General features: G+C 68.7%; 20 protein-coding genes. 19 read left to right on the top strand and 1 reads right to left on the bottom strand.

Annotation, left to right across the window (positions count from 1 at the left end; translation table 11 throughout):
* Positions 1–53: 53 nt before the first annotated feature.
* From ACWD4J_RS11910 to catC, 19 genes are all read left to right on the top strand, one after another.
* Positions 54–1,982, top strand: a complete 1,929-nt coding sequence (locus ACWD4J_RS11910; RefSeq protein WP_451395194.1) for a primary-amine oxidase — start codon at positions 54–56, stop codon at positions 1,980–1,982.
* Positions 1,975–2,454, top strand: a complete 480-nt coding sequence (locus tag ACWD4J_RS11905; protein WP_451395193.1) for a hypothetical protein — start codon at positions 1,975–1,977, stop codon at positions 2,452–2,454. Before ACWD4J_RS11910 ends, ACWD4J_RS11905 begins: the two co-directional genes overlap by 8 nt.
* 51 nt (positions 2,455–2,505) lie before the next feature.
* Entirely contained in the window at positions 2,506–3,090 is a 585-nt protein-coding gene (locus ACWD4J_RS11900) for a TetR/AcrR family transcriptional regulator (protein WP_451395192.1), read from the top strand.
* A gap of 341 nt (positions 3,091–3,431) precedes the next feature.
* Positions 3,432–4,913: an APC family permease gene (locus ACWD4J_RS11895; protein WP_451395191.1), complete on the top strand. Its 1,482-nt coding sequence runs from the start codon at positions 3,432–3,434 to the stop codon at positions 4,911–4,913.
* An 82-nt stretch (positions 4,914–4,995) separates the two neighbouring features.
* A complete protein-coding gene (locus ACWD4J_RS11890; RefSeq protein WP_451395190.1) occupies positions 4,996–5,466 on the top strand; it encodes a nuclear transport factor 2 family protein in 471 nt (156 codons plus the stop codon).
* A 49-nt stretch (positions 5,467–5,515) separates the two neighbouring features.
* Positions 5,516–5,812: a hypothetical protein gene (locus ACWD4J_RS11885; protein ID WP_451395189.1), complete on the top strand. Its 297-nt coding sequence runs from the start codon at positions 5,516–5,518 to the stop codon at positions 5,810–5,812.
* Between the two features lie 6 nt (positions 5,813–5,818).
* Positions 5,819–6,481, top strand: coding sequence for a response regulator transcription factor (locus tag ACWD4J_RS11880; RefSeq protein WP_451395188.1), 663 nt, complete (start codon positions 5,819–5,821; stop codon positions 6,479–6,481).
* A 35-nt stretch (positions 6,482–6,516) separates the two neighbouring features.
* Positions 6,517–8,031: an ATP-binding protein gene (locus tag ACWD4J_RS11875; RefSeq protein ID WP_451395187.1), complete on the top strand. Its 1,515-nt coding sequence runs from the start codon at positions 6,517–6,519 to the stop codon at positions 8,029–8,031.
* 115 nt (positions 8,032–8,146) lie between these two features.
* Positions 8,147–9,307 carry an acyl-CoA dehydrogenase family protein gene (locus tag ACWD4J_RS11870; protein WP_451395186.1) on the top strand — a complete coding sequence of 387 codons (1,161 nt, stop codon included), beginning with the start codon at positions 8,147–8,149 and terminating at the stop codon, positions 9,305–9,307.
* 31 nt (positions 9,308–9,338) lie between these two features.
* Positions 9,339–9,707: a hypothetical protein gene (locus ACWD4J_RS11865; protein ID WP_451395185.1), complete on the top strand. Its 369-nt coding sequence runs from the start codon at positions 9,339–9,341 to the stop codon at positions 9,705–9,707.
* The gene (locus ACWD4J_RS11860) at positions 9,704–10,978 is read left to right on the top strand and encodes an aromatic ring-hydroxylating oxygenase subunit alpha (protein ID WP_451395184.1); all 1,275 of its coding nucleotides are present in this window, start codon (positions 9,704–9,706) and stop codon (positions 10,976–10,978) included. Before ACWD4J_RS11865 ends, ACWD4J_RS11860 begins: the two co-directional genes overlap by 4 nt.
* Complete coding sequence (locus ACWD4J_RS11855; protein WP_451395183.1) at positions 10,968–11,492, top strand: aromatic-ring-hydroxylating dioxygenase subunit beta; 525 nt, start codon at positions 10,968–10,970, stop codon at positions 11,490–11,492. Before ACWD4J_RS11860 ends, ACWD4J_RS11855 begins: the two co-directional genes overlap by 11 nt.
* Positions 11,489–12,268, top strand: coding sequence for an SDR family NAD(P)-dependent oxidoreductase (locus tag ACWD4J_RS11850; protein ID WP_451395182.1), 780 nt, complete (start codon positions 11,489–11,491; stop codon positions 12,266–12,268). Before ACWD4J_RS11855 ends, ACWD4J_RS11850 begins: the two co-directional genes overlap by 4 nt.
* A 45-nt stretch (positions 12,269–12,313) precedes the next feature.
* The gene (locus ACWD4J_RS11845) at positions 12,314–13,267 is read left to right on the top strand and encodes a PDR/VanB family oxidoreductase (protein ID WP_451395181.1); all 954 of its coding nucleotides are present in this window, start codon (positions 12,314–12,316) and stop codon (positions 13,265–13,267) included.
* Positions 13,268–13,325: 58 nt separating this feature from the next.
* Positions 13,326–13,850: a flavin reductase gene (locus tag ACWD4J_RS11840; protein ID WP_451395180.1), complete on the top strand. Its 525-nt coding sequence runs from the start codon at positions 13,326–13,328 to the stop codon at positions 13,848–13,850.
* A 105-nt stretch (positions 13,851–13,955) separates the two neighbouring features.
* On the top strand, positions 13,956–15,140 hold the full coding sequence (locus ACWD4J_RS11835) for an amidase (RefSeq protein WP_451395179.1): 1,185 nt from the start codon (positions 13,956–13,958) through the stop codon (positions 15,138–15,140).
* Positions 15,137–16,240 carry a mandelate racemase/muconate lactonizing enzyme family protein gene (locus tag ACWD4J_RS11830; RefSeq protein ID WP_451395178.1) on the top strand — a complete coding sequence of 368 codons (1,104 nt, stop codon included), beginning with the start codon at positions 15,137–15,139 and terminating at the stop codon, positions 16,238–16,240. The genes ACWD4J_RS11835 and ACWD4J_RS11830 overlap by 4 nt, the downstream gene beginning before the upstream one ends.
* Before the next feature lie 37 nt (positions 16,241–16,277).
* The gene (gene catA / locus ACWD4J_RS11825) at positions 16,278–17,135 is read left to right on the top strand and encodes a catechol 1,2-dioxygenase (RefSeq protein WP_451395177.1); all 858 of its coding nucleotides are present in this window, start codon (positions 16,278–16,280) and stop codon (positions 17,133–17,135) included.
* 91 nt (positions 17,136–17,226) lie between these two features.
* Complete coding sequence (gene catC, locus ACWD4J_RS11820; RefSeq protein ID WP_451395176.1) at positions 17,227–17,505, top strand: muconolactone Delta-isomerase; 279 nt, start codon at positions 17,227–17,229, stop codon at positions 17,503–17,505.
* Between the two features lie 177 nt (positions 17,506–17,682).
* On the opposite strand, the gene ACWD4J_RS11815 is transcribed toward catC, so the two are convergent.
* On the bottom strand, positions 17,683–19,128 hold the full coding sequence (locus ACWD4J_RS11815; RefSeq protein ID WP_451395175.1) for an aldehyde dehydrogenase: 1,446 nt from the start codon (positions 19,126–19,128) through the stop codon (positions 17,683–17,685).
* Between the last annotated feature and the right edge of the window lie 114 nt (positions 19,129–19,242).

The following is a 19,242-nucleotide window of genomic DNA, read 5'->3' as shown; positions in this document are numbered from 1 at the left end:
TTCATCTACGTCTGTAGAAAAAAGGCGGCGACCCCTCGGAAAGAGACCCAGTGATGACCTCCCATGCCCACCCCCTCGCACCGCTCACTCCGGACGAGATAACGACTGCCCGCGCCATCCTCACCGAAGCCGGACTTCTCTCCGAGACCAGCCGGTTCGCGTATCTCGGTCTGGCAGAGCCGGAGAAGGACCTCCTGATCACCTACGTCTCCGGCGACGCGGTCGACCGCCGCGTACGGGTCCTGCTGCACGACACCGCGGGCGCGCCCGCCCGTGATGTCGTCCTCTCCCTCACCCGCCGGGCGATCGACTCCGATCGGGCGCTGGATGCCACCCAGGACGGTCAACTCCCGATTCTGGAGGAGGAGTTCGGCCTGATGGAAGAGATTCTGGCGGTCGACGAGCGGTGGCTGACCGCGCTCAAGGCCAGGGATCTCGACGTGGCGAAGGTGCGGGTCGCGCCGCTCTCCGCCGGCGTGTACGCCGACGAGTACCCGGAGGAGTCCGGCCGCCGCATCCTGCGCGGGCTCGCCTTCGTTCAGGAACACGACAAGGACCACGCCTGGGCCCACCCCGTCGACGGCCTCGTCGCCTACGTCGACGTGCAGAACAAGACCGTCGACCGCATCATCGACGCCGGTCCCGTCCCGGTCCCCGCCGAGTCCGGCAACTTCGACGACCCCGCGGTCACCGGTCCCGCGCGTACCACGCAGAAACCCCTCGAGATCACCCAGCCCGAGGGTCCCAGTTTCACTCTCGACGGCAACCTGCTTCGCTGGGAGAACTGGTCGCTGCGTATCGGCTTCGACGCCCGCGAGGGCCTGGTTCTCCACCAGATCGCCTTCCACGACCGGGCCAAGGGGCGTGAGCGCCCGATCATCCACCGGGCCTCGATCGCAGAGATGGTCGTCCCGTATGCGGACCCGTCGCCTGTGCGGTCCTGGCAGAACTACTTCGACACCGGCGAGTTCCTGATCGGCAGGTTCGCCAACGCGCTGGAGCTGGGCTGCGACTGCCTCGGCGAGATCACCTACCTGAATGCCGTCATCGCCGACGAGTCCGGCGCCCCGCGCACCCTGACGAACGCCATCTGCCTCCATGAGGAGGACTACGGGATCCTCTGGAAGCACACCGACCTGTGGGCCGGCTCCGCCGAGACCCGCCGCCAGCGGCGCATGGTGCTCTCCTTCTTCACGACCGTCGGCAACTACGACTACGGCTTCTACTGGTACCTGTACCTCGACGGCACCATCGAGTTCGAGGCCAAGGCCACCGGTGTCGTCTTCACCTCCGCCCACCCGGGCGGGGACTACCCGTACGCCACCGAACTGGCTCCCGGGCTCGGCGCCCCGTACCACCAGCACCTGTTCTGCGCCCGCCTGGACATGGCGCTCGACGGTACGACGAACCGGGTCGAGGAAGTCGACGTCGTACGCGTACCGGTGAGCGAGGAGAACCCCCGCGGAAACGCGTTCGCCTACCGGCGCACACCACTGACGACCGAGTCCGAGGCCCAGCGCACCGCCGACATGAGCGTCGACCGGGTCTGGCACATCTCGAACCCGGAGTCCCTGAACGCCCTGGGCACTCCGGTGGGCTACGCACTTCACCCCGAGGGCAAGCCGACGCTGCTCGCGGACCCCGGTTCGTCCATCGCCGCGCGCGCCGCCTTCGCCACCAAGCACCTGTGGGTCACCGCGTACGACGCAGCTGAGCGCTACCCCGCCGGCGACTTCGTCAACCAGCACCCTGGAGGCGCGGGACTGCCCGCCTACGCTGCCGCCGACCGTGATATCGACGGCCGCTCGCTCGTCCTCTGGCACACGTTCGGCCTCACCCATGCGCCACGTCCCGAGGACTGGCCGATCATGCCGGTCGACTACACGGGCTTCAAGCTGAAGCCCGTCGGCTTCTTCGACCGCAATCCCACGCTCGACGTCCCGGCGAGCCGCCAAAGCTCGCACGGCTGTTGCGATGCATGAGCTGCTCGCGGTGACCGGCCTGGCGGCAGCCGCCTTCTGCCTGGCCGGTCACCTTCCGGGTCCGATGCGCGGCTGGGGACCGCACGCGGCGGCCGCCGGCGTGATGCTGCTGATGGTCCTCCCGAGCGGGCGATCGCACCAGGTGCTTCTGGCCGGTGCGGCCGCCGTGGCCGCCGCCTCCGTGTGGCGGGTGTGCACCGGATGTCCGGGCCACGGCAGGGCCTCAGAAGCAGTGGACCTCGCTGCGATGGCCCTGCTGACGGGGGTGTCCGCCGGGACGGGAATGTCCATGGCGCACCACCATCCCGACTCCGCCACGAGCGGTCTTGGACTGCTCGTGGCGGCCTGCTGGGCCCTCACGCGGGCAGGTGGGGTGCTGTTCGCCCAACTCCGAGGCAGAGTCGCCGAGGCACGAGCCGACGACGCCGGGGCTCTGGTCATGGTGGCGGTCATGACCGCCATGGCCCTCTGAACTGCCCTTTAGGGTGAGCCGAGCAGATGACGAGGACGGAGATGTACACCTGTGCCGAAGATCGTCGACCATGACGCGCGGCGCCGCGAGATCGTCGCGGCGGTCTGGGCACTGATCGCCCGTCGCGGCCTCGGTGCCGTCACCATGCGGGACCTCGCCGCCGAGGCCGGGTACGCCAACGGCGCTCTCGCGCCGTACTTTCGCAACAAGGACGAGATTCTGCTTGCGGCCTTTCAGTACGCCTGTGAGAGCACCAACCTCCGTGCGGAGAGGGCCATCGGCGATGCCACCGGGCTCACCGCGCTGCGCCGCCTGTGCCACGAGATCATGCCGCTCGACGAGACGCGGCTGCTGGAAGCCCGGGTGGTCGTCGCCTTCTGGGACCGTGCCCTGCACGACGAGCAGATGGCGGCTGTCCACTCGAGGGCGATGGACCAGTGGCGGCAGTGGATGATCCGTTGCCTGGCAGAGGCCCGGGCAGCGGGTGAGACAACGGGCGCGACCCGGGACGAGCAAGCTGTCGACTCTCTGCTCGCCGCACTGACTGGCTTTCAGGTCAACGCGCTGCTCGCCCCGCACGCCACCACGGCAGTCCGGCAGAAGGCCGCGCTCGACGGCGTTCTGGCGGGCTTGTGAAGTCGACTGCCGGGCCTTCCGGCGCCGGTGCCCGACGCGAGCGCAGCCACAGGTGTCCTCGATCAGCAGGGGCAACACCCTCCTCGTGCATGCAGTGGCGGAAACAAGTGCACCCAATGGCACCCCAGTCCACCTCGGGCGAGGCCACAGTGCTGCTCACCACGTGATGCGGGTCCGGACGCAGACACCGCATGCGGGCACCTGCACGACTCAAGGGCCCTTCAACAGCAACCCCGACAACCGACTTCGGCAGCCGGTCGGCATGGGCGTCGCCGGCCGGGACAGCCGACGGCACGCACACGTCGCGCCCGGCCTCTCGCCGCTTCCCTCAGGAGTCACCAATGACCGAGCAACCTCAAAGCCCGGGGCACCGTACCGATCTTCGCCGCGGGGCGGTCGGCGTCGCCGGCATCGTCTTCTTCGTCCTGTCCGCGCAGGCCCCGCTGACCGGTGTCGCGGGGACGCTCCCGGTTCCACTGGGGCTCGGCAACGGCGGTGGCGCGCCGGCCGCGTACCTGCTGGTCGGAGTCATGGTGGGCCTCTTCGCGGTCGGTTTCATCGCCATGAGCCGCCATGTCACTGACGCGGGCGCCTTCTACGCGTACGTCACCCGTGGGCTGGGCCGCCCCCTCGGCGTGGGCGTGTCCCAGGTCGCCGTTCTCTGCTACGGCGCGACGCAGGCGGCCATGTACGGGCTGTACGGGGTCGTGGTCTCGGGGCTCTTCCAGCAGTACGCCTCGATCGACCTGCCCTGGTGGTTCTGGTCGGTGGCCACGATGTTCCTGGTGCAGCTGCTGGGCTCCCTGAACATCGAGTTCGGCGCCAGGCTGCTGGCCGTTCTCGTCGTCGCCGAGACCTCGCTTCTGCTCGTGTTCGCGGTCCGCGAGCTGGTCGCCGGCGGCGGCCCCCAGGGCCTCGATCCGCTGGGCACGTTCAGTGCCGACGCCTTCTTCTCCGGAGCCCCGGGCGTGTCCCTGACGTTCGCCATCGCCTCGATGCTCGGCTTCGAATCGACGGCCATCTACGCCAAAGAGGCCAAGGACCCCGAGCGCACCGTGCCCCGCGCCACCTATCTCGCCGTCGCGGTCATCTCGCTCTTCTTCACCTTCGTCACATGGATGGTGGTCAGCTTCTACGGCGCGGACCAGGTCGGTGCCGCGGCCCTGAAGGCGCTGCAAGGCGGTGACGCCACCTCGGTGGTCTTCGATCCCGTCACCCGCACCCTCGGCGCCTGGGCAGCCGATGTCATGGGCGTGTTGCTCGCCTCGTCACTGCTGGCGGGCATCCTCGCCTTCCACAACGGGATCAACCGCTACTTCCACTCCCTGGGCGGCACGGGCGTACTGCCCAGCCGGCTGTCGCGCACCAACCGTCAGGGCGCACCGTACGCGGCGAGCGCGCTGCAGACCGTCCTGGCCCTCTGCATGGTCGTCCCTTTCGCCTTCACCGGCCAGGATCCTGTGCTGACCCTGCTCACTTGGGGTGGCGGGGTGGCGGTGCTTGCGCTCATGCTGCTGTACGTACTGACGTCCATGTCCGTGGTCGTCTTCTTCCGCAGGACCAGGCTGGACACGCGTCGGTGGAACACCCTGGTCGCTCCGCTGATCTCGGTGGTCCTGCTCCTGGGCGGAACCGCACTGACACTGCGCAATTTCACCACGCTGATCGGAGCCTCGGGCAGCACTGCCCTGGTCCTCGAACTGTCAGTGGTCGTCGTATTCGCAGGCGGTGTGGTGCTGGGATACGCGCGGCGCGGCAACGTGGCGGGCAGTACGCGATCGGCAGCCGCAGCCGACGCCGAGGAGGTTCCCGCCTCCGCCTGAGAGCAGACCGGGTGCACGGATGGGAGAAACTTCGTGCATCTGGTGCCGCATGGCCCCGTACCACTGGTCCTAGCGTTCCGACATGCCTGCACTCACCGATCCGACCACCGCGGCGACAGCTCGGGCCGTGGCATGCCTGACCCGCTATCTGCGGTTGTGCGACGTACCTGCGCCCGATACGCCTGACGCAGTCCTGGCCGAGCTGGGCGTGCTCTTCACGCAGGACGCCGTATGGGCCGGGGGCGGTGGGGAGTACGCCGAGAAGTTCGGCCGTGTCGAGGGCCGGGCGGAAATCGTCCGGATGCTGGCCGGCTATCTCCCGCCCCAGGAGCACTTCACTGCCAACGTCCATCTGCTGATGCCGGGCGCCGTCGAACACGACGGTCCGGTCATCAAGGGAAGCTGGCCCATGCAACAGCTGTCGCGCTACGCGGACGGCGGTAGCGAGATCATCGTCGCCCGCCTCGATGTCGCCTTCCACACCGGTGAGGGGCGGACGCAGATCCACGAGTTCCGTACCGAGCGGCTTTTCAGCGCTCCGCTCGGCGGCTGACATCACGACACAAGGAAACGACGACACAAGGAAAAAGGAGCCAGGAGCAATGACCGTCAGGGCACAGGCCGCCCCCCGTACTCACGAGGCGGCACCCTCCCTCTCGCTGACGTGTTACGCCGACACCCATGGCTACGGCTGGCACCACGTGGACCTCTTCATGCACGACAGCGAGGGCAACGAGCTCAACTGGGTTCACTGGCAGGTCGAGCAGGACGGTCCCGAAGGCGCGGACACCGCGACAGCGAAGGCCGAGCCCAAGCTGCGCCGCACCTCCGACTGGCGCCGCGGCGTCAGTGCCGACGGCAGCGAGTACTGGACCGCGTCGGCTGCCTGGGAGGAGTGAGCGACCGTGGGCACGACGACGGCCGAGGGGTCCCCGGTGGCACGGACGGACCGGCGTGGAGTCGTCTACATCCTGGATGACGATGAGCAGCTGTGTTCCTCACTGGCCTGGCTGCTCGACTCGGTCGACATCCAGGCGCAGAGCTTCACCGATGCCGCCTCCTTCCTCTCCGCGTTCGATCGGGACCGTCCCGCCTGCCTGATCCTCGACGTGCGGATGCCGGAGGTGGGCGGATTCCAGGTGCAGGAGTTCCTCAATGCCGAAGGGGTTCCGATCCCGGTGGTCTTCGTTTCCGCCCACGGTGACATCCGTATGTCGGTGCGGGCGCTGCAGCAGGGCGCGGTGGACTTCCTGGAGAAACCGTACGATCCCCAGCACATGCTCGAGGTGGTGCAGCGTGCTCTGAGCACCGCACGGGAGCATTACGCCGAGCGGGAGGAGCGGCGCGCGGTCGAGGCCCGTCTCGCCGCGCTGACCCCGCGGGAACGGGAGATCCTGCGGATGGTCGCCGTCGGCGTTCCCAGCAAGTCCATCGCGCCCCGGCTGGGCATCAGCCTCAAGACCGTCGACGCACACCGGGCCCGCATCAGGGAGAAGACCGGGGCCGAGACCTTGGGCACCCTGGTGGGGGACGTGCTCCGCTGCGGGCTGCGGCTGCCTGAGATGTGACAACCGCCAACGGACCGTGTGCTGGAGGACGCCCCATGGCCGACATCACGCTTGCCGACTTCGGACGGCTCTTCACCTCGCTGCACTACTGCGTTCTGGTGCACGACGCGGAGACGAAGGACATCCTCTGGGCCAATCATGCCGCCTGTGACGTCCTCGGCTTCACGCTCGACGAGCTGAAGCCGCTGAAGGCGCCCGACATGAGTTCCAACGCCCGCCAGTACGCGCGCGAGATCGGCGTGAGCTGGTTGCAGCGAGCCGTCGACGAGGGCACCAGCGCCATCGAATGGTGCTACCGGTCCAAGACCGGCGTGGACATCCTGACCGAAGCCGTCGCCGTCCGGGTGGACCTGGCAGGAGGCCCGGTGGTGATGGTGCAGTTCCGCGACATAGCCGAGGAGAAGGCCACCCGGCGCGACCTGTTCCGCACGGAGGGGCGGCTGCAGGCCTTCCTGCGCAACCTCGACGAAGGCATCGTCGTGCTCGACGACGACGGGCGGATCCTGTTCGCCAGCGAGTCGGCGGGCGCGCTGCTGCACACCGACGCCGGACTGCTCACCGGCGAGGCCTTCACGCGATTCCTCGACCCGGAATCGGGCGCGGTGCTGCGCGAGGTCCTCGACACCACGTCGCAGGGCGGGTTGCCGATGAATTCACGCCTGCGCCTGAGCACTGCGGGCAGCCAAGCCGAATGGTTCGCTGCCCGGTGCCAGTACATCGACATCGAGAACGACCTTCGCGGCTGTCTCCTGCTCTTCCACGACATCACCGACCGGGTCCGTGCCGAGGAGGAGCACCACCGCGACGTGCAGTACCTCAACTACCTGGCCCGTTACAACGCCATGGGTGACATGGCGATGGCCATCGCCCACGAGGTGAGCCAGCCCATTGCCGCCGCGCACAACTTCGTTGCCGGTGCGCGGAGCCGGCTGGACTCGGGCAGGACAGAGACCGAGCCCCTGAGCTGGGGGTTGAAGAACGCCACCCTGCAGATCGACCGGGCGGCGCAGATCCTGTCGAGTCTGCGGCAGTACGTCGTACGCCTCGAACAGTCGGACCAGACCGTCGACCTGAACGACATCGTCGACGACTGCGCCTATTTCATCGAAGTAAAGGCCCAGCAGAACTCGGTGACCTTGCGCTGGGAGCCGTCGGTCGAAAGGCTGCTGGTGCGTTGCGAGAAGGTCCTCATCGGCCAGGTCGTGATGAACCTGGCCTTCAACGCCATCGAGGAGATGGCGCAGTGGCCTGTCGAACAACGAACCGTGACGGTGACGATGAACCGGAATGGCGCGTATGCCGAACTCGCCGTGCGGGACGCGGGCCAGGGATTGCAGGCGTTCCCGCCGGGCCAGATCTTCGAGGGAGCCTTCAGCTCGAAAGCGAACGGCAACGGCATCGGCCTGGCGCTCAGCCACCGCATCATCACACGCCACGGCGGCAGTATCCACGCAGTCGAGAACGCGCCCCGTGGCGCGGTGTTCACCTTCCGGCTGCCGCTGCTCGCCGACGAAACCGCGAGTCGACGGCACGGCGACGGCCACGCATAGGGGAAATCCCCTAAACAGTTCATCCAATCCCCGATTGTCGGCCCCCACTTCACCCGCATAGCTTTGGAAGCAAGGCGGGAGAGCAACCGCCCGGCAGTGCGAGGGAGAAATTCTCATGACGCAGACGCTGGATTCTCCGGCTCCACCCGAAGGCGATTCGCTTTCTGAGTCGAAATTTGACCGTGTTCTTGCTGTAGTAGCGGAACGGCGAGCTGAGTTCGAGGAGAAGCGGCACGTTCCTCCGGATGTGATCGCCGAGTTCAAGAAGGCGGGCATCTACCGGGCCAGCGCCCCCCAGCGGTTCGGGGGCGACGCCCTGCCACCGGCCGAATTCCTGCGCCTCATCGAGCGGATATCGACGGTCGACGCCTCGGCCGGCTGGGTCGCCAGCTTCGGATCATCCCTCGTCTACCTGGCCGCGCTTCCGCTCGAGACCCAGGCCGAGCTGTACGCCGACGGGCCCGATGTGGCCTTCGCCGGCGGCTTGTTCCCGGTTCAGCCGGCCGAACCCGTCGAGGGCGGCTACCGGGTCTCGGGCCGGTGGAAGTTCGCCAGCGGCTGCAAGGGAGCGGACATCCTCGGCGTGGGCATCAAGGCCGGGCAGGAGAAAGCCGGTCGTCCCCTGACCGCCCTGCTGCGGCCGGAGCAGCTGGAGATCGTCGAGAACTGGGACGTCATCGGCATGCGCGGCACCGGCAGTCACGACCTGGTGGTCGACGCAGCGGTGGTTCCCCAGGAGTGGACGTTCGTCCGTGGCGGCGAGCCCACCGTCGACGAACCGCTGTACCGCTACCCGACCGTCCCGTACGCCGCGCAGGTACTGGCCGTCGTAGGCCTGGGAGCCGCACGCGCCGCGCTCGACCAGGCGATCGCGAACGGCGGCCGCGCCGGCTACACGGGCGCTCCCAAGCCCGCCGAACGCGCCACCTACCGCATCTCGGTCGGCCAGGCGGAGGCCCAACTCCGTTCCGCCCGTGCCTTCTTCTACGAGACCACTGAGGAGGTGTGGGGCACGGTGGAGGCGGGCGATCCCGCGAGCGCCGGACAGGCCAGCCTCCTGCGGCTCGCCTCCACCCATCTCGCGAAGACCTCCTTCGAGGTCGTCCGGGCCGCCTACCAGCTCAGCGGCATCGCAGCCATCACCGACGGCAGCCCCATGCAGCGCTTCCTGCGTGACGCCTCGGTCGTCCCGCAGCACGCCTTCCTCCAGGAAGGCATGTACGACGGCGCCGGCGCCGTACTCATGGGCGTCGAGCCCTTCCCCGGCTACCTGTGACCCCCACCCCCGCGAATGGCAGGAATCCTTCATGTCCGACTCCCCCAACGCACCGCTGAGGGTGCTGTTCTGCATCGGCGTCAACCAGAACTTCTTCGACCTGCCCACCGGCCAGGGCAAGGCGGTCTGGGACGGCTTCATGAGCATGCTCACGCAGCTCCACGAGCTGCCCGGGGTGACCGTCCTCGGCACCCTCGACGACGACCAGCACATGGTCGGCCCCTCCGACTCCTGGCCCTGGACCAGTTACGTCCTCGCCGACGTGGTCGACCAGCCGACGGTCGCCGCGGCCTGCAACCTCTTCCGTACCGTCCAGGTCGGCGAGCACGGCCTGTGGCGCTACATGAAGATCGAGGCGCGCCTCGGCCGTCCGCTGCCGCAGCCGGAGGTCGCCCGATGACCGTGCTTCCGAAGACCCCCGGCACCTCCGCCCTCGTCGAGGACGACCGCGTCGCCGGCACCCTCTACACCAGCCCGGAACTCTTCGAGCAGGAGATGGACCGGATCTTCCACCGCACCTGGGTGTGGGTCGCCCACGAGAGCGAGATAGCGAAGCCCGGTGATTTCAAGATGGCCTGGGTGGGCCGCCGCCCCGTCATCGTCAGCCGCGACCGCAAGGGCGGCATCAACGTCCTGCTCAACCGCTGCCGTCACCGGGGCGCCAGCGTCTGTGAGATCCCCAAGGGCAACGGCAACGGCTTCACCTGCCCCTATCACGCCTGGTCGTACGCCCTGGACGGCACCCTGCGCGGCATTCCGTACCCCGAGGGCTACGAGGGCGTCACGGAGAAGAAGGACCTGCCCCTGCAGCGACTCAAGGTCGGCACGTACGCGGGAATGATCTTCGCGAGCTTCGACCACGAGATCGAGCCTCTGGAGGACTTCCTCGGCGGGGCGCGTCTGTGGATCGACCGCTTCATGAAGCAGGGCGCCGGCTACCCGATCAAGGTGCAGGGCGAGCACAAGTTCCGCTTCCAGGGCAACTGGAAGATCCAGCTGGAGAACACCACCGACTGGTACCACTTCCCGATCGTGCACCGCTCGTGGATGTCCTCGGTGGACGCCGAGACGGCGAGCATGCTGTCGATCATGACCGACGAGACGGCGGTCACCCACGCCCTCGGCAACGGCCACAGCGTGTCCATCTCCGTCGCCGAGCATGCGGACCTGGACGTCGACGACGGTACGGAGAAGCTCCAGGACCGCTTCAGCCACATCGTCGAGGAGCTGTCGAAGGACATGCCTCCGGAGAAGATCCGGCGGATCGTCCGCTCGCTGCACGGTGCGGGATTCAACCTCAACCTGTTCCCGAACGTGGCCATGTCGATGTCCTTCTTCCGCGTCCTGCGGCCGGTCTCGGTTGCGGAGACGGAGATCCGCCATGTGGCGCTCGGCCTGGCCGGCGGCCCCGACATCGTCAACCGCGAACGGCTGCGCATCCACGAGCACTTCCAGGGCCCCTTCGGCTTCGGCAGCCCCGACGACGCCGAGGCATGGAACCGCGTCCAGCGTGGCGTCGCAGGCGAGGCGGACATGCCGATCCTGGTCAACCGCGGCCTCGGCCGGGAGAAGCCCAACGACCTGGGACAGGCCACGTCCCACGCGACCGACGAGACCGGCATGCGGGAGGCGTACGCCATGTGGAAGAGGATGATGACCGATGGCAAGTGACGTTCTGAGCACAGCTGTTGTGGACACCGGACTGCCGCTGGACGACCCGCGCGCCCTCGCCGCCGTGTCCCTGATCTGGCGCGAGGCCCATCTGCTGGACGCGCGGCGGTACGAGGAGTGGGACGGCCTGTGGGCCGAGGGCGGCGAGTACGTCGTCCCCATCGACCGCGAGACGACCGACTTCGCCTCCACCCTCAACCTCGTCTACGACGACGACCGGATGCGCCGGATGCGTATCGAACGCCTCACCGGCGGCTTCTCGATATCGGCCGCGGCCGCGGCCCGCACGGTCCGCACCGTCTCCCGCTTCGTCGTGACCGACCGCGAGGAGGACGCGATCGAGGTCTGCTCGGCGCAGGTCCTGGTCGGTTACAAGCGCGAGGAGACCTTCGTCCTTGCCGCCGACGTCACCCACCGGATCACCTTCGGTGCGGACGGTCCCCGCATCTCCCGGAAGATCGTGCGCCTGGTCAATTCCGAGGACGCGGTCACGGCATCGGGGTTCCTGCTGTGAGCCCGCTGGGAACCGCCGAGACCTGGGAGGACGATGCCCATCGCGTCGCCGTCGTCACCGGCGCGGCACGCGGCCTGGGCGCATGCATCGCGGGACGGCTGTACGACCGGGGTTACCGCGTGGCCCTGACCGACCTCGACCAGGAGGCCGCCGTGAAGGCGGCGGCAGCCCTTGACCCGGCCGGGCAGAACGCGATCGGCCTCGGCCTGGACGTACGCGACAAGCAGGCGTTCGTACGGGTGCGGGACCAGCTCGTCGAGCGTTGGGACGCGATCCACGTCCTGGTCAACAACGCCGGATACTCCAAGGTCGAACCGCTCATGGAGATCGGCCCCGACAGTTTCTCCTCGGTGGTGTCGACGAACCTCAACGGCACGTTCTTCGGCTGCCAGGTCTTCGGCGCCTACTTCGCCGAGCGCGGCTACGGACGCGTCGTCAACATCGCCTCACTCGCCGGCCAGAACGGCGGCACGGCGACCGGTGCGCACTATGCGGCGGCCAAGGGTGGAGTGGCCACGCTGACCAAGGTGTTCGCCCGCGAACTCGCCGCGCACGGGGTCACGGTCAACGCCATCTCCCCGGGGCCGCAGGACCTTCCAGTGGTCCGGGAAACGGTCGCCCCCGACAAGCTCGCCCAGATCGAGGCATCGATTCCGGTGGGCCGACTGGGCCGCCCCGGGTTCATCGCGGACATGGCCGTGCTGCTCGCCTCCGAGCACGCGGACGCGGTCACCGGGGCGTGCTGGGACGCCAACGGCGGCCTGTACATGCGCTGACAGCCCCCTCATTCCAGTGCCATCCCCGAACGTGAAGGCAGTCAGATGTTCACTGTCACCGTCACCGAGACCGCCCGGGAAACCGACGCGGTCAAGGTCTTCCGGCTCGAGCGTCCCGACGGCACCGCGCTGGCCCCCTATCCCGCCGGTGCGCACATCGACGTGACCGGGCCGACCGGGATCACCCGCCCGTACTCGCTGTGCGGCCCACCGGACGACACCGGCGCCTACACCATCGCCGTCAAACGCGAACAGGACTCGCGCGGTGGCTCCCAGGCGCTGCACGACAAAGCCGACCGGGGCACGCAGCTGCACATCGGCGCACCCAGGCAGCTCTTCGGCCTTGCCCCGGAAGCGGGTGAGCACCACTTGGTGGCGGCCGGCATCGGCATCACTCCACTGCTGGCGATGGCGTACGAACTGCACGGCACAGGTGCGAAGTTCCGGCTGCACTACGTGGCGCGGAGCCGGGCCGAAGCGGCCTTCGCCGGACTGCTCGAAAGCTGCCCCTTCGCCGACCGGGTCGTCTTCCACTTCGGGCTCGGCCGGGAGGCGGCAGCCCGGGTACTTGCCGGAGAACTGGCGACGCTCCCGGCGGACGCCCACGTCTACTCCTGCGGCCCCCAGGGCTTCATGGAGCAGGTCACCGCCCTGGCGACCCGCAGCGTGCCCGAGAACCAGGTGCACTTCGAGCTGTTCCAGGCAGGCGGCCGGCCGGACGCCGAACCCGGTGACAGCTTCGAGGTCGAACTGGACACCGGCGAGGTGTACATCGTGCCGCCCGACCGCAGCATCGCGGAGGTGCTGGAGGACAACGGCGTTCCCCTGGACACCTCGTGCCGTGAGGGCATCTGCGGAACGTGCGTCCTGCGGGTCGTCGAGGGCGAACCCGACCACCGCGACCACTGCCTGTCCGCCGCGGAGAAGGCAGCCGGCGACCAGATCGCCGCCTGTGTCTCACGCGCGAAATCGCCCCGCCTCGTGGTGGAGCCGTGGTGAGCGGGTCCGTCCCGCGACCATCCGCGCCACGAGCCGGCGCAGAGAGGAACAACCAGTCGTGACCATCAACGAAGCCGCAGGCAATCCCTCACAGGCCGAATTCCGGGAGGCGATGGCGCACCTTCCGGCAGCGGTCAACATCCTGACGACGGACGGCCCGAACGGCCGCTGCGGCATCACCGTCAGCGCGGTGTGCTCGGTGACCGACGACCCGCCGACCGTCCTGGTCTGCGTCAACCGCAAGAGCGCCATGCACGACGTATTCAGCGCCAACGGCCGCGTGTGCGTCAACGTCCTCGGCGGCGACCAGCAGGAGCTGGCGATGCACTTCTCCGGAGCCACCAAGGTGTCCATGGCCGAACGGTTCACCTGGGACGTCTGGGACAGCACCTGGGACGTGCCGGTCCTCAAGGACGCCCTGGTGACGGCGGTCGGCACGATCAAGGACACCAAGCCCATGGGATCCCACACCGTGCTGTTCGTCGACATCGACCAGATCCGTACCCGCTCGGGCGGCCAGAGCCTCGTCTACTTCAACCGCAGCTTCCACCGCCTGGACTCCACACCGCCGCTGGCCTGCTGAGCACTCCAGCCCAGCCCTCGAACGAAACGAAAGCAGGTCGACGTGCCCTCATCCCTGTCCGTCCACGAATCCCCACCCGAAGCGATCGACAGAGCTTTGGGGCGTGTGGCGGAGACCGAGGCGAGACTCCAGGCCTGGACCCTGGTGGACGCGGAGGGTGCACGCGCAGCAGCCCGTCGGACGGCCGACGGTCCCCTCAAAGGTGTGCCGTTCGGCGTCAAGGACATCATCGACGTCGCAGGACTGCCCACCGAGTGCGGATCCCCACTGCGCCAGGGGAGGATCGCCGAGAACGACGCCTGGCTGGTGGACCGGCTGCGCCGGGCGGGCGCCGTCCCGCTGGGCAAGACGGTCACGACCGAGTTCGCGTACTTCCAACCGGGACGCACGCGCAATCCGCACAACCCGACCCACACCCCGGGCGGTTCCTCCAGCGGCTCGGCGGCAGCGGTCGCGGCCTGCGTGGTGCCCCTCGCGCTCGGCTCGCAGACAGCAGGCTCCCTGACCAGGCCGGCCTCCTTCTGCGGTGTCGCCGGTTACGTCGCCCCGGTCGGCGCCTGGTCGACCCGCGGTATCACCGGCCTCAGCCCGAGCCTGGACGCGCCGGGGCTGATCACCGCCCACGTCGACGGCCTGGCACAGGCGGTGGAGGCCATCGACGGTACGAGCACCGAGGAGACTGTGGGGCCCTTCCGGGTGCTGGTCTGGCCAGGCACCGAGCTGGCCGACATCGCCCCGTCCATGCTCGATGCCCTGGACCACACCGAACAGGCACTGACGGCAGCCGGGGCGTCGACCGACGACCTGGGCCGCCAGGTCCGCACGGCCGAACTCGCCGACACCCATGCCACCGTCATGGCCTACGAAGCCGCACGGTCCCTGGCCGCCGAAGCAGAGCATCCGGACGCGCTGAGCGCACCGCTGCGCGCGCTGTTGGCAGACGGACGCCGGACGGCCGAGAGCACGTACGGGTCAGCGCTGGAAACCGCTCGCACCGCTCGCGCACACGTTCTCGAGCTGCTCTCCCAGGTCGACGTCATCCTCGGACCAGCGGCCCCCGGCCCCGCCCCCCACGGACTGGACGCCACAGGCACGCCCGTGCTCAGCCGCCCGTGGCAACTGCTCGGACTGCCCGTCGTCACCATCCCCGGCCACCGCGACCCGTACGGCATGCCCCTGGGGCTGCAACTCATCGGTCACCCCCACCGCGTGGGCCGCCTCCTCGGCATCGCGCAGCAGGTGGAGGCACTCGTCCTTCAGGCCGTCGGGAGCGTCGGGAGCGTCCGGTGAAGATCACGAAGATCGAGACGATCCCCTACGCCATCCCGTACACCAAGCCCCTGCGCTTCGCGAGCGGCGAGGTGCACACAGCCGAGCACGTCCTCGTACGCGTCCACACCGACACTGGGCTGATCGGCATCGCCGACGCACCGCCCCGCCCCTTCACCTACGGTGAGACGCAGCAGTCGGTGATCGGTGTCATCGACAAGATCTTCGCACCGCAGCTGGTGGGCATGGACGTCTTCGCCCGCGAGCAGGTCCACGCCAGGATGCACCGAACAGTCGGCAATCCCGTCGCCAAGTCAGCGGTGGACATGGCGCTGTGGGACATCGCCGGGCAGGCCCTCGGGCAGCCCGTCAGCCATCTCCTGGGGGGCTACACCGACCGTATGCGCGTGGCGCACATGCTCGGGTTCGACGCCCCGGAGCGGATGGCTGCCGAAGCCGAGCGCATGCGGGACACGTACGGCATCACCGTCTTCAAAGTGAAGGTCGGCCGCCGCCCCGTCCGGCTCGACCTCGACGTATGCCGGGCATTGCGCGAAGCCCTCGGAACCGAAGCCGAGTTGTACGTGGACGGCAACCGCGGATGGACGGCTTCGGAGTCCGCCGCCGCGCTGCGGGAGCTGGCCCAGCTCGAGATCACGCTCGCCGAGGAGCTGTGCCCCGCCGACGACGTCCTCGGCCGCAGGTGGCTGGTCCGGCACAGCCCTGTGCCCTTCGTCGCGGACGAGTCCGCCACGACCCCCGCCGAGGTGACCCGCTCGCTGCTCGACGGCGCCGCGACCGCCATCAGCATCAAGACGGCCCGCACCGGCTTCACTCACTCCCAGCGCGTGCTCTTCCAGTGCGAGGGCATGGGCGCGGAGGTGGTGATGGGCAACCAGATCGACGGCCAGCTGGGGACGGTGTGCACCGTCGCCTTCGGCGCCGCCTACGCCGCCGCGTCCCACCGCGCCGGTGAGCTCTCCAACTTCCTCGACATGAGCGACGACTTGCTCGCCGAGCCGATCGCCATCACCGACGGCACTCTCGCGGTACGGGACCGACCAGGTCTGGGCGTCGATATCGACCCGGACAAGCTCACCCGCTACCGCCAGGACCGCTGAGACACACCACACCAACCGGCAAAGGAGCCGCCCCGTCATGCCCGAAACCACTCTCAAGGCCACAGCAGCCGCATCCGGCGCCTCCGCCACGGAGCGCTTTCTGACCGACAAGACCGGCGCGTCAGGTCAGGGCGCCGACGCCGAACGCGTCAACACCCTGGCCACCGAAGTGCTCACGGCCATCCACGATGTCATCCGCCGGCAGGCGGTGACCTACGAGGAGTACAACGCCCTCAAGGGGTGGCTGATCTCCGTCGGTCAGGACGGCGAGTGGCCCCTCTTCCTGGACGTGTGGGTCGAACACGTCGTCGAGGAGGTCGCCACTGCCGCCCGCAAGGGCAGCAAGGGCACCATCGAGGGCCCCTACTACGTGCCCGGCGCCCCCACTTTCCCCAGTGTCTGCACCCTGCCGATGCGGGAAGGCGAAGCCGGCACTCCGCTCGTCTTCCAGGGCCAGGTCACGAGCGTCTCGGGCGAGCCCCTGGCCGGCGCCGTGCTGGAGATGTGGCAGGCCGACGACGACGGCTTCTACGCGCAGTTCGCGCCCGGCATCCCCGAGTGGAACCTGCGCGGCACCGTCGTCACCGACGACGAGGGGCGGTTCGCGGTGACCACCATCCAGCCCGCCCCGTACCAGATCCCCACCGACGGCTCGTGCGGCAAGCTCATCGCCGCCGCCGGCTGGCACGCCTGGCGTCCGGCGCATCTCCACCTGAAGGTCTCCGCACCGGGTCACGACCCGCTCACCACGCAGCTGTACTTCAAGGGCGGCGAACACATCACGGACGACGTGGCCCAGGCCGTCAAGCCCGAACTCGTCCTGGACCCGAAGCCCGTCGGGACCGGCGGCAACCACCAGGTCACCTACGACTTCGTCCTCGATCCCGCCTCCTGACCCCGAGCTGAGGGGCCGGAAGAGAGCCGAGGCTCCCTTCCGGCCCCTCACGTCAGCCACCTCGCCGCACCATCGTCGACGGGACACCGCCATGCTCTTCGCCGTCCACATGACCGTGAACCTGCCCCATGATCTCGATCCCGCCGTCCGCGCCTCGACCATCGCCGCCGAGAAGGAGTACGCACAGAAGCTCCAGCGGTCCGGTGAATGGCTGCACCTGTGGCGCTGCGCCGGCCAGTACTCCAACATCAGCGTCTTCGACGTCGCCGACAACGACCGGCTCAACGAACTCCTATGGGGCCTGCCGCTCTTCCCCTACATGGACATCACCGTGACCCCACTCGCCCACCACCCCTCCGCGATTGGCTGATCTACGCCTCCGTCCCCTTGAGGAAGCCTGCTGTCGGTCCGGTCCGGTTCCGGTCGTGGGGAGTTACTCATGAAGGGCGCTCGGCCAGGACTTCCTGGCCGAGCGCCCTTCGCAGTTGTGCAACGTGGCTCAGGCACCATGGCGCAGCCCCGCCCCGTTGCGGGGCTCCTCTGCTTGTCAGCGGTAGATCGACTGGGTCCGCAAGTATGCCTGCAGGCCTTCCGGGCCGAGCTCGCTCCCCAGTCCGCTGGCCTTGACCCCTCCGAAGGGGGCCACCGGGTCAGGCAGGTAGCGGTTCACTCCGATCGTGCCGGTGCGCACCCGGCGGGCGACGGCTGCTCCCTGCTCAGGGTCCGCGGTCCACACCGTGCCGCCCAGGCCGTAGTCGGAGTCGTTGGCGATGCGGACGGCCTCGTCGACGCCGTCGTACGGCAGCACGCACAGCACCGGGCCGAAGATCTCCTCCTGCGCGACGACGGAGCGGTTGTCCACGTCTGCGAAGACTGTCGGCTCGACGAACCAACCCTTGTCCAGACCCGCGGGGCGGCCGCCACCGATGGTCACCCGCGCCCCCTCGCTGCGTCCCTTCTCGATGTACGCCTCCACCCGCTCCCGTTGCTGCGCCGTGGCCATCGGTCCGATGACGGTGGTCTCGTCGAGCGCGTTGCCGACGGGGAGACTGCGGACGAGTTCGGTGAGGAGATCGACGGCCTCGGCGTAGCGACGCCGCGGAGCCAGGATGCGGGTGCTCAGGAAGCACGTCTGGCCGTTGTTCGCCATTGTCGCGGCCACCAGGTCCTGTGCGATCTTCCCCGGGTCCAGAACGGCGTCTTCCAGGATGATGCCGGCGGACTTGCCACCCAGTTCCAGGGTCACCGGGCGGAGCAGGCGCCCGCAGGTCTCGGCGATGGCGCGGCCGGCTGCCGTGGATCCGGTGAAGGCCACCTTGTCCACCTGGGGGTGCGAGACAAGGTGCGCCCCGGCCTCCCGGCCGCCCGGAACGATGTTGATCACGCCGGCCGGAATTCCGGCAGCGTCCGCGGCCTCAGCGACCAGGAAGGAGTCGAGCACGGCCTCAGGGGACGGCTTGAGAACCACCGTGCACCCCGCCGCCATCGCCGGCGCGATCTTGAACATGGACAGCACCTGCGGGAAGTTCCAAGGCACGATGGCCGCGACGACCCCGACCGGCACGCGGCGCACCTCGGCTGTGCCCCCGAGCAGTCCGGTACGGATGTCGCGGAAGGACGCCTCCCGGGCCATCCCGGCGTAGTAGCGCAGCACCGTGGTCGGATAGCCGGTCTCCAACTGCCGGGCGATCGAGATCGGCATTCCGTTCTGGCTGCTGACCCGGACAGCGATGTCCGCAGCTCGCGCGTCAAGCTCGTCAGCGAACCGGTCCATCACCGAAGCCCGGCGCTCCGGCTCCCACTCCGCCCAGCCACCCGGCTCGTCGAAGGCCCGCCGCGCCGCACCCACCGCCGCGTCGATGTCCTCCTCCACCGCTTCGGGCACGCTGCCCAGCGGGAGCTCGGTGCTCGGATCGACCGGGACAATGACAGCGTCGGTGGCCGGCCGAACCCACTCACCGCCGATGTAGAACTTTTCGTGGCGACAATCCATCAGCGAACTCCTCACGGTCCAAACCCGCTTGGTCATCGGACGCGGGTCTCGCCGCAACTGTCGCCGGAACCGATTGCCACAAGTCACCACGAGGTGCATGAGAAACCGCCAGGC

This window comes from Streptomyces sp. NPDC002577 (assembly GCF_053594815.1).
Note: the sequence above shows the minus strand (reverse complement) of the source record. Positions and strands in the feature narration are given on the sequence as shown.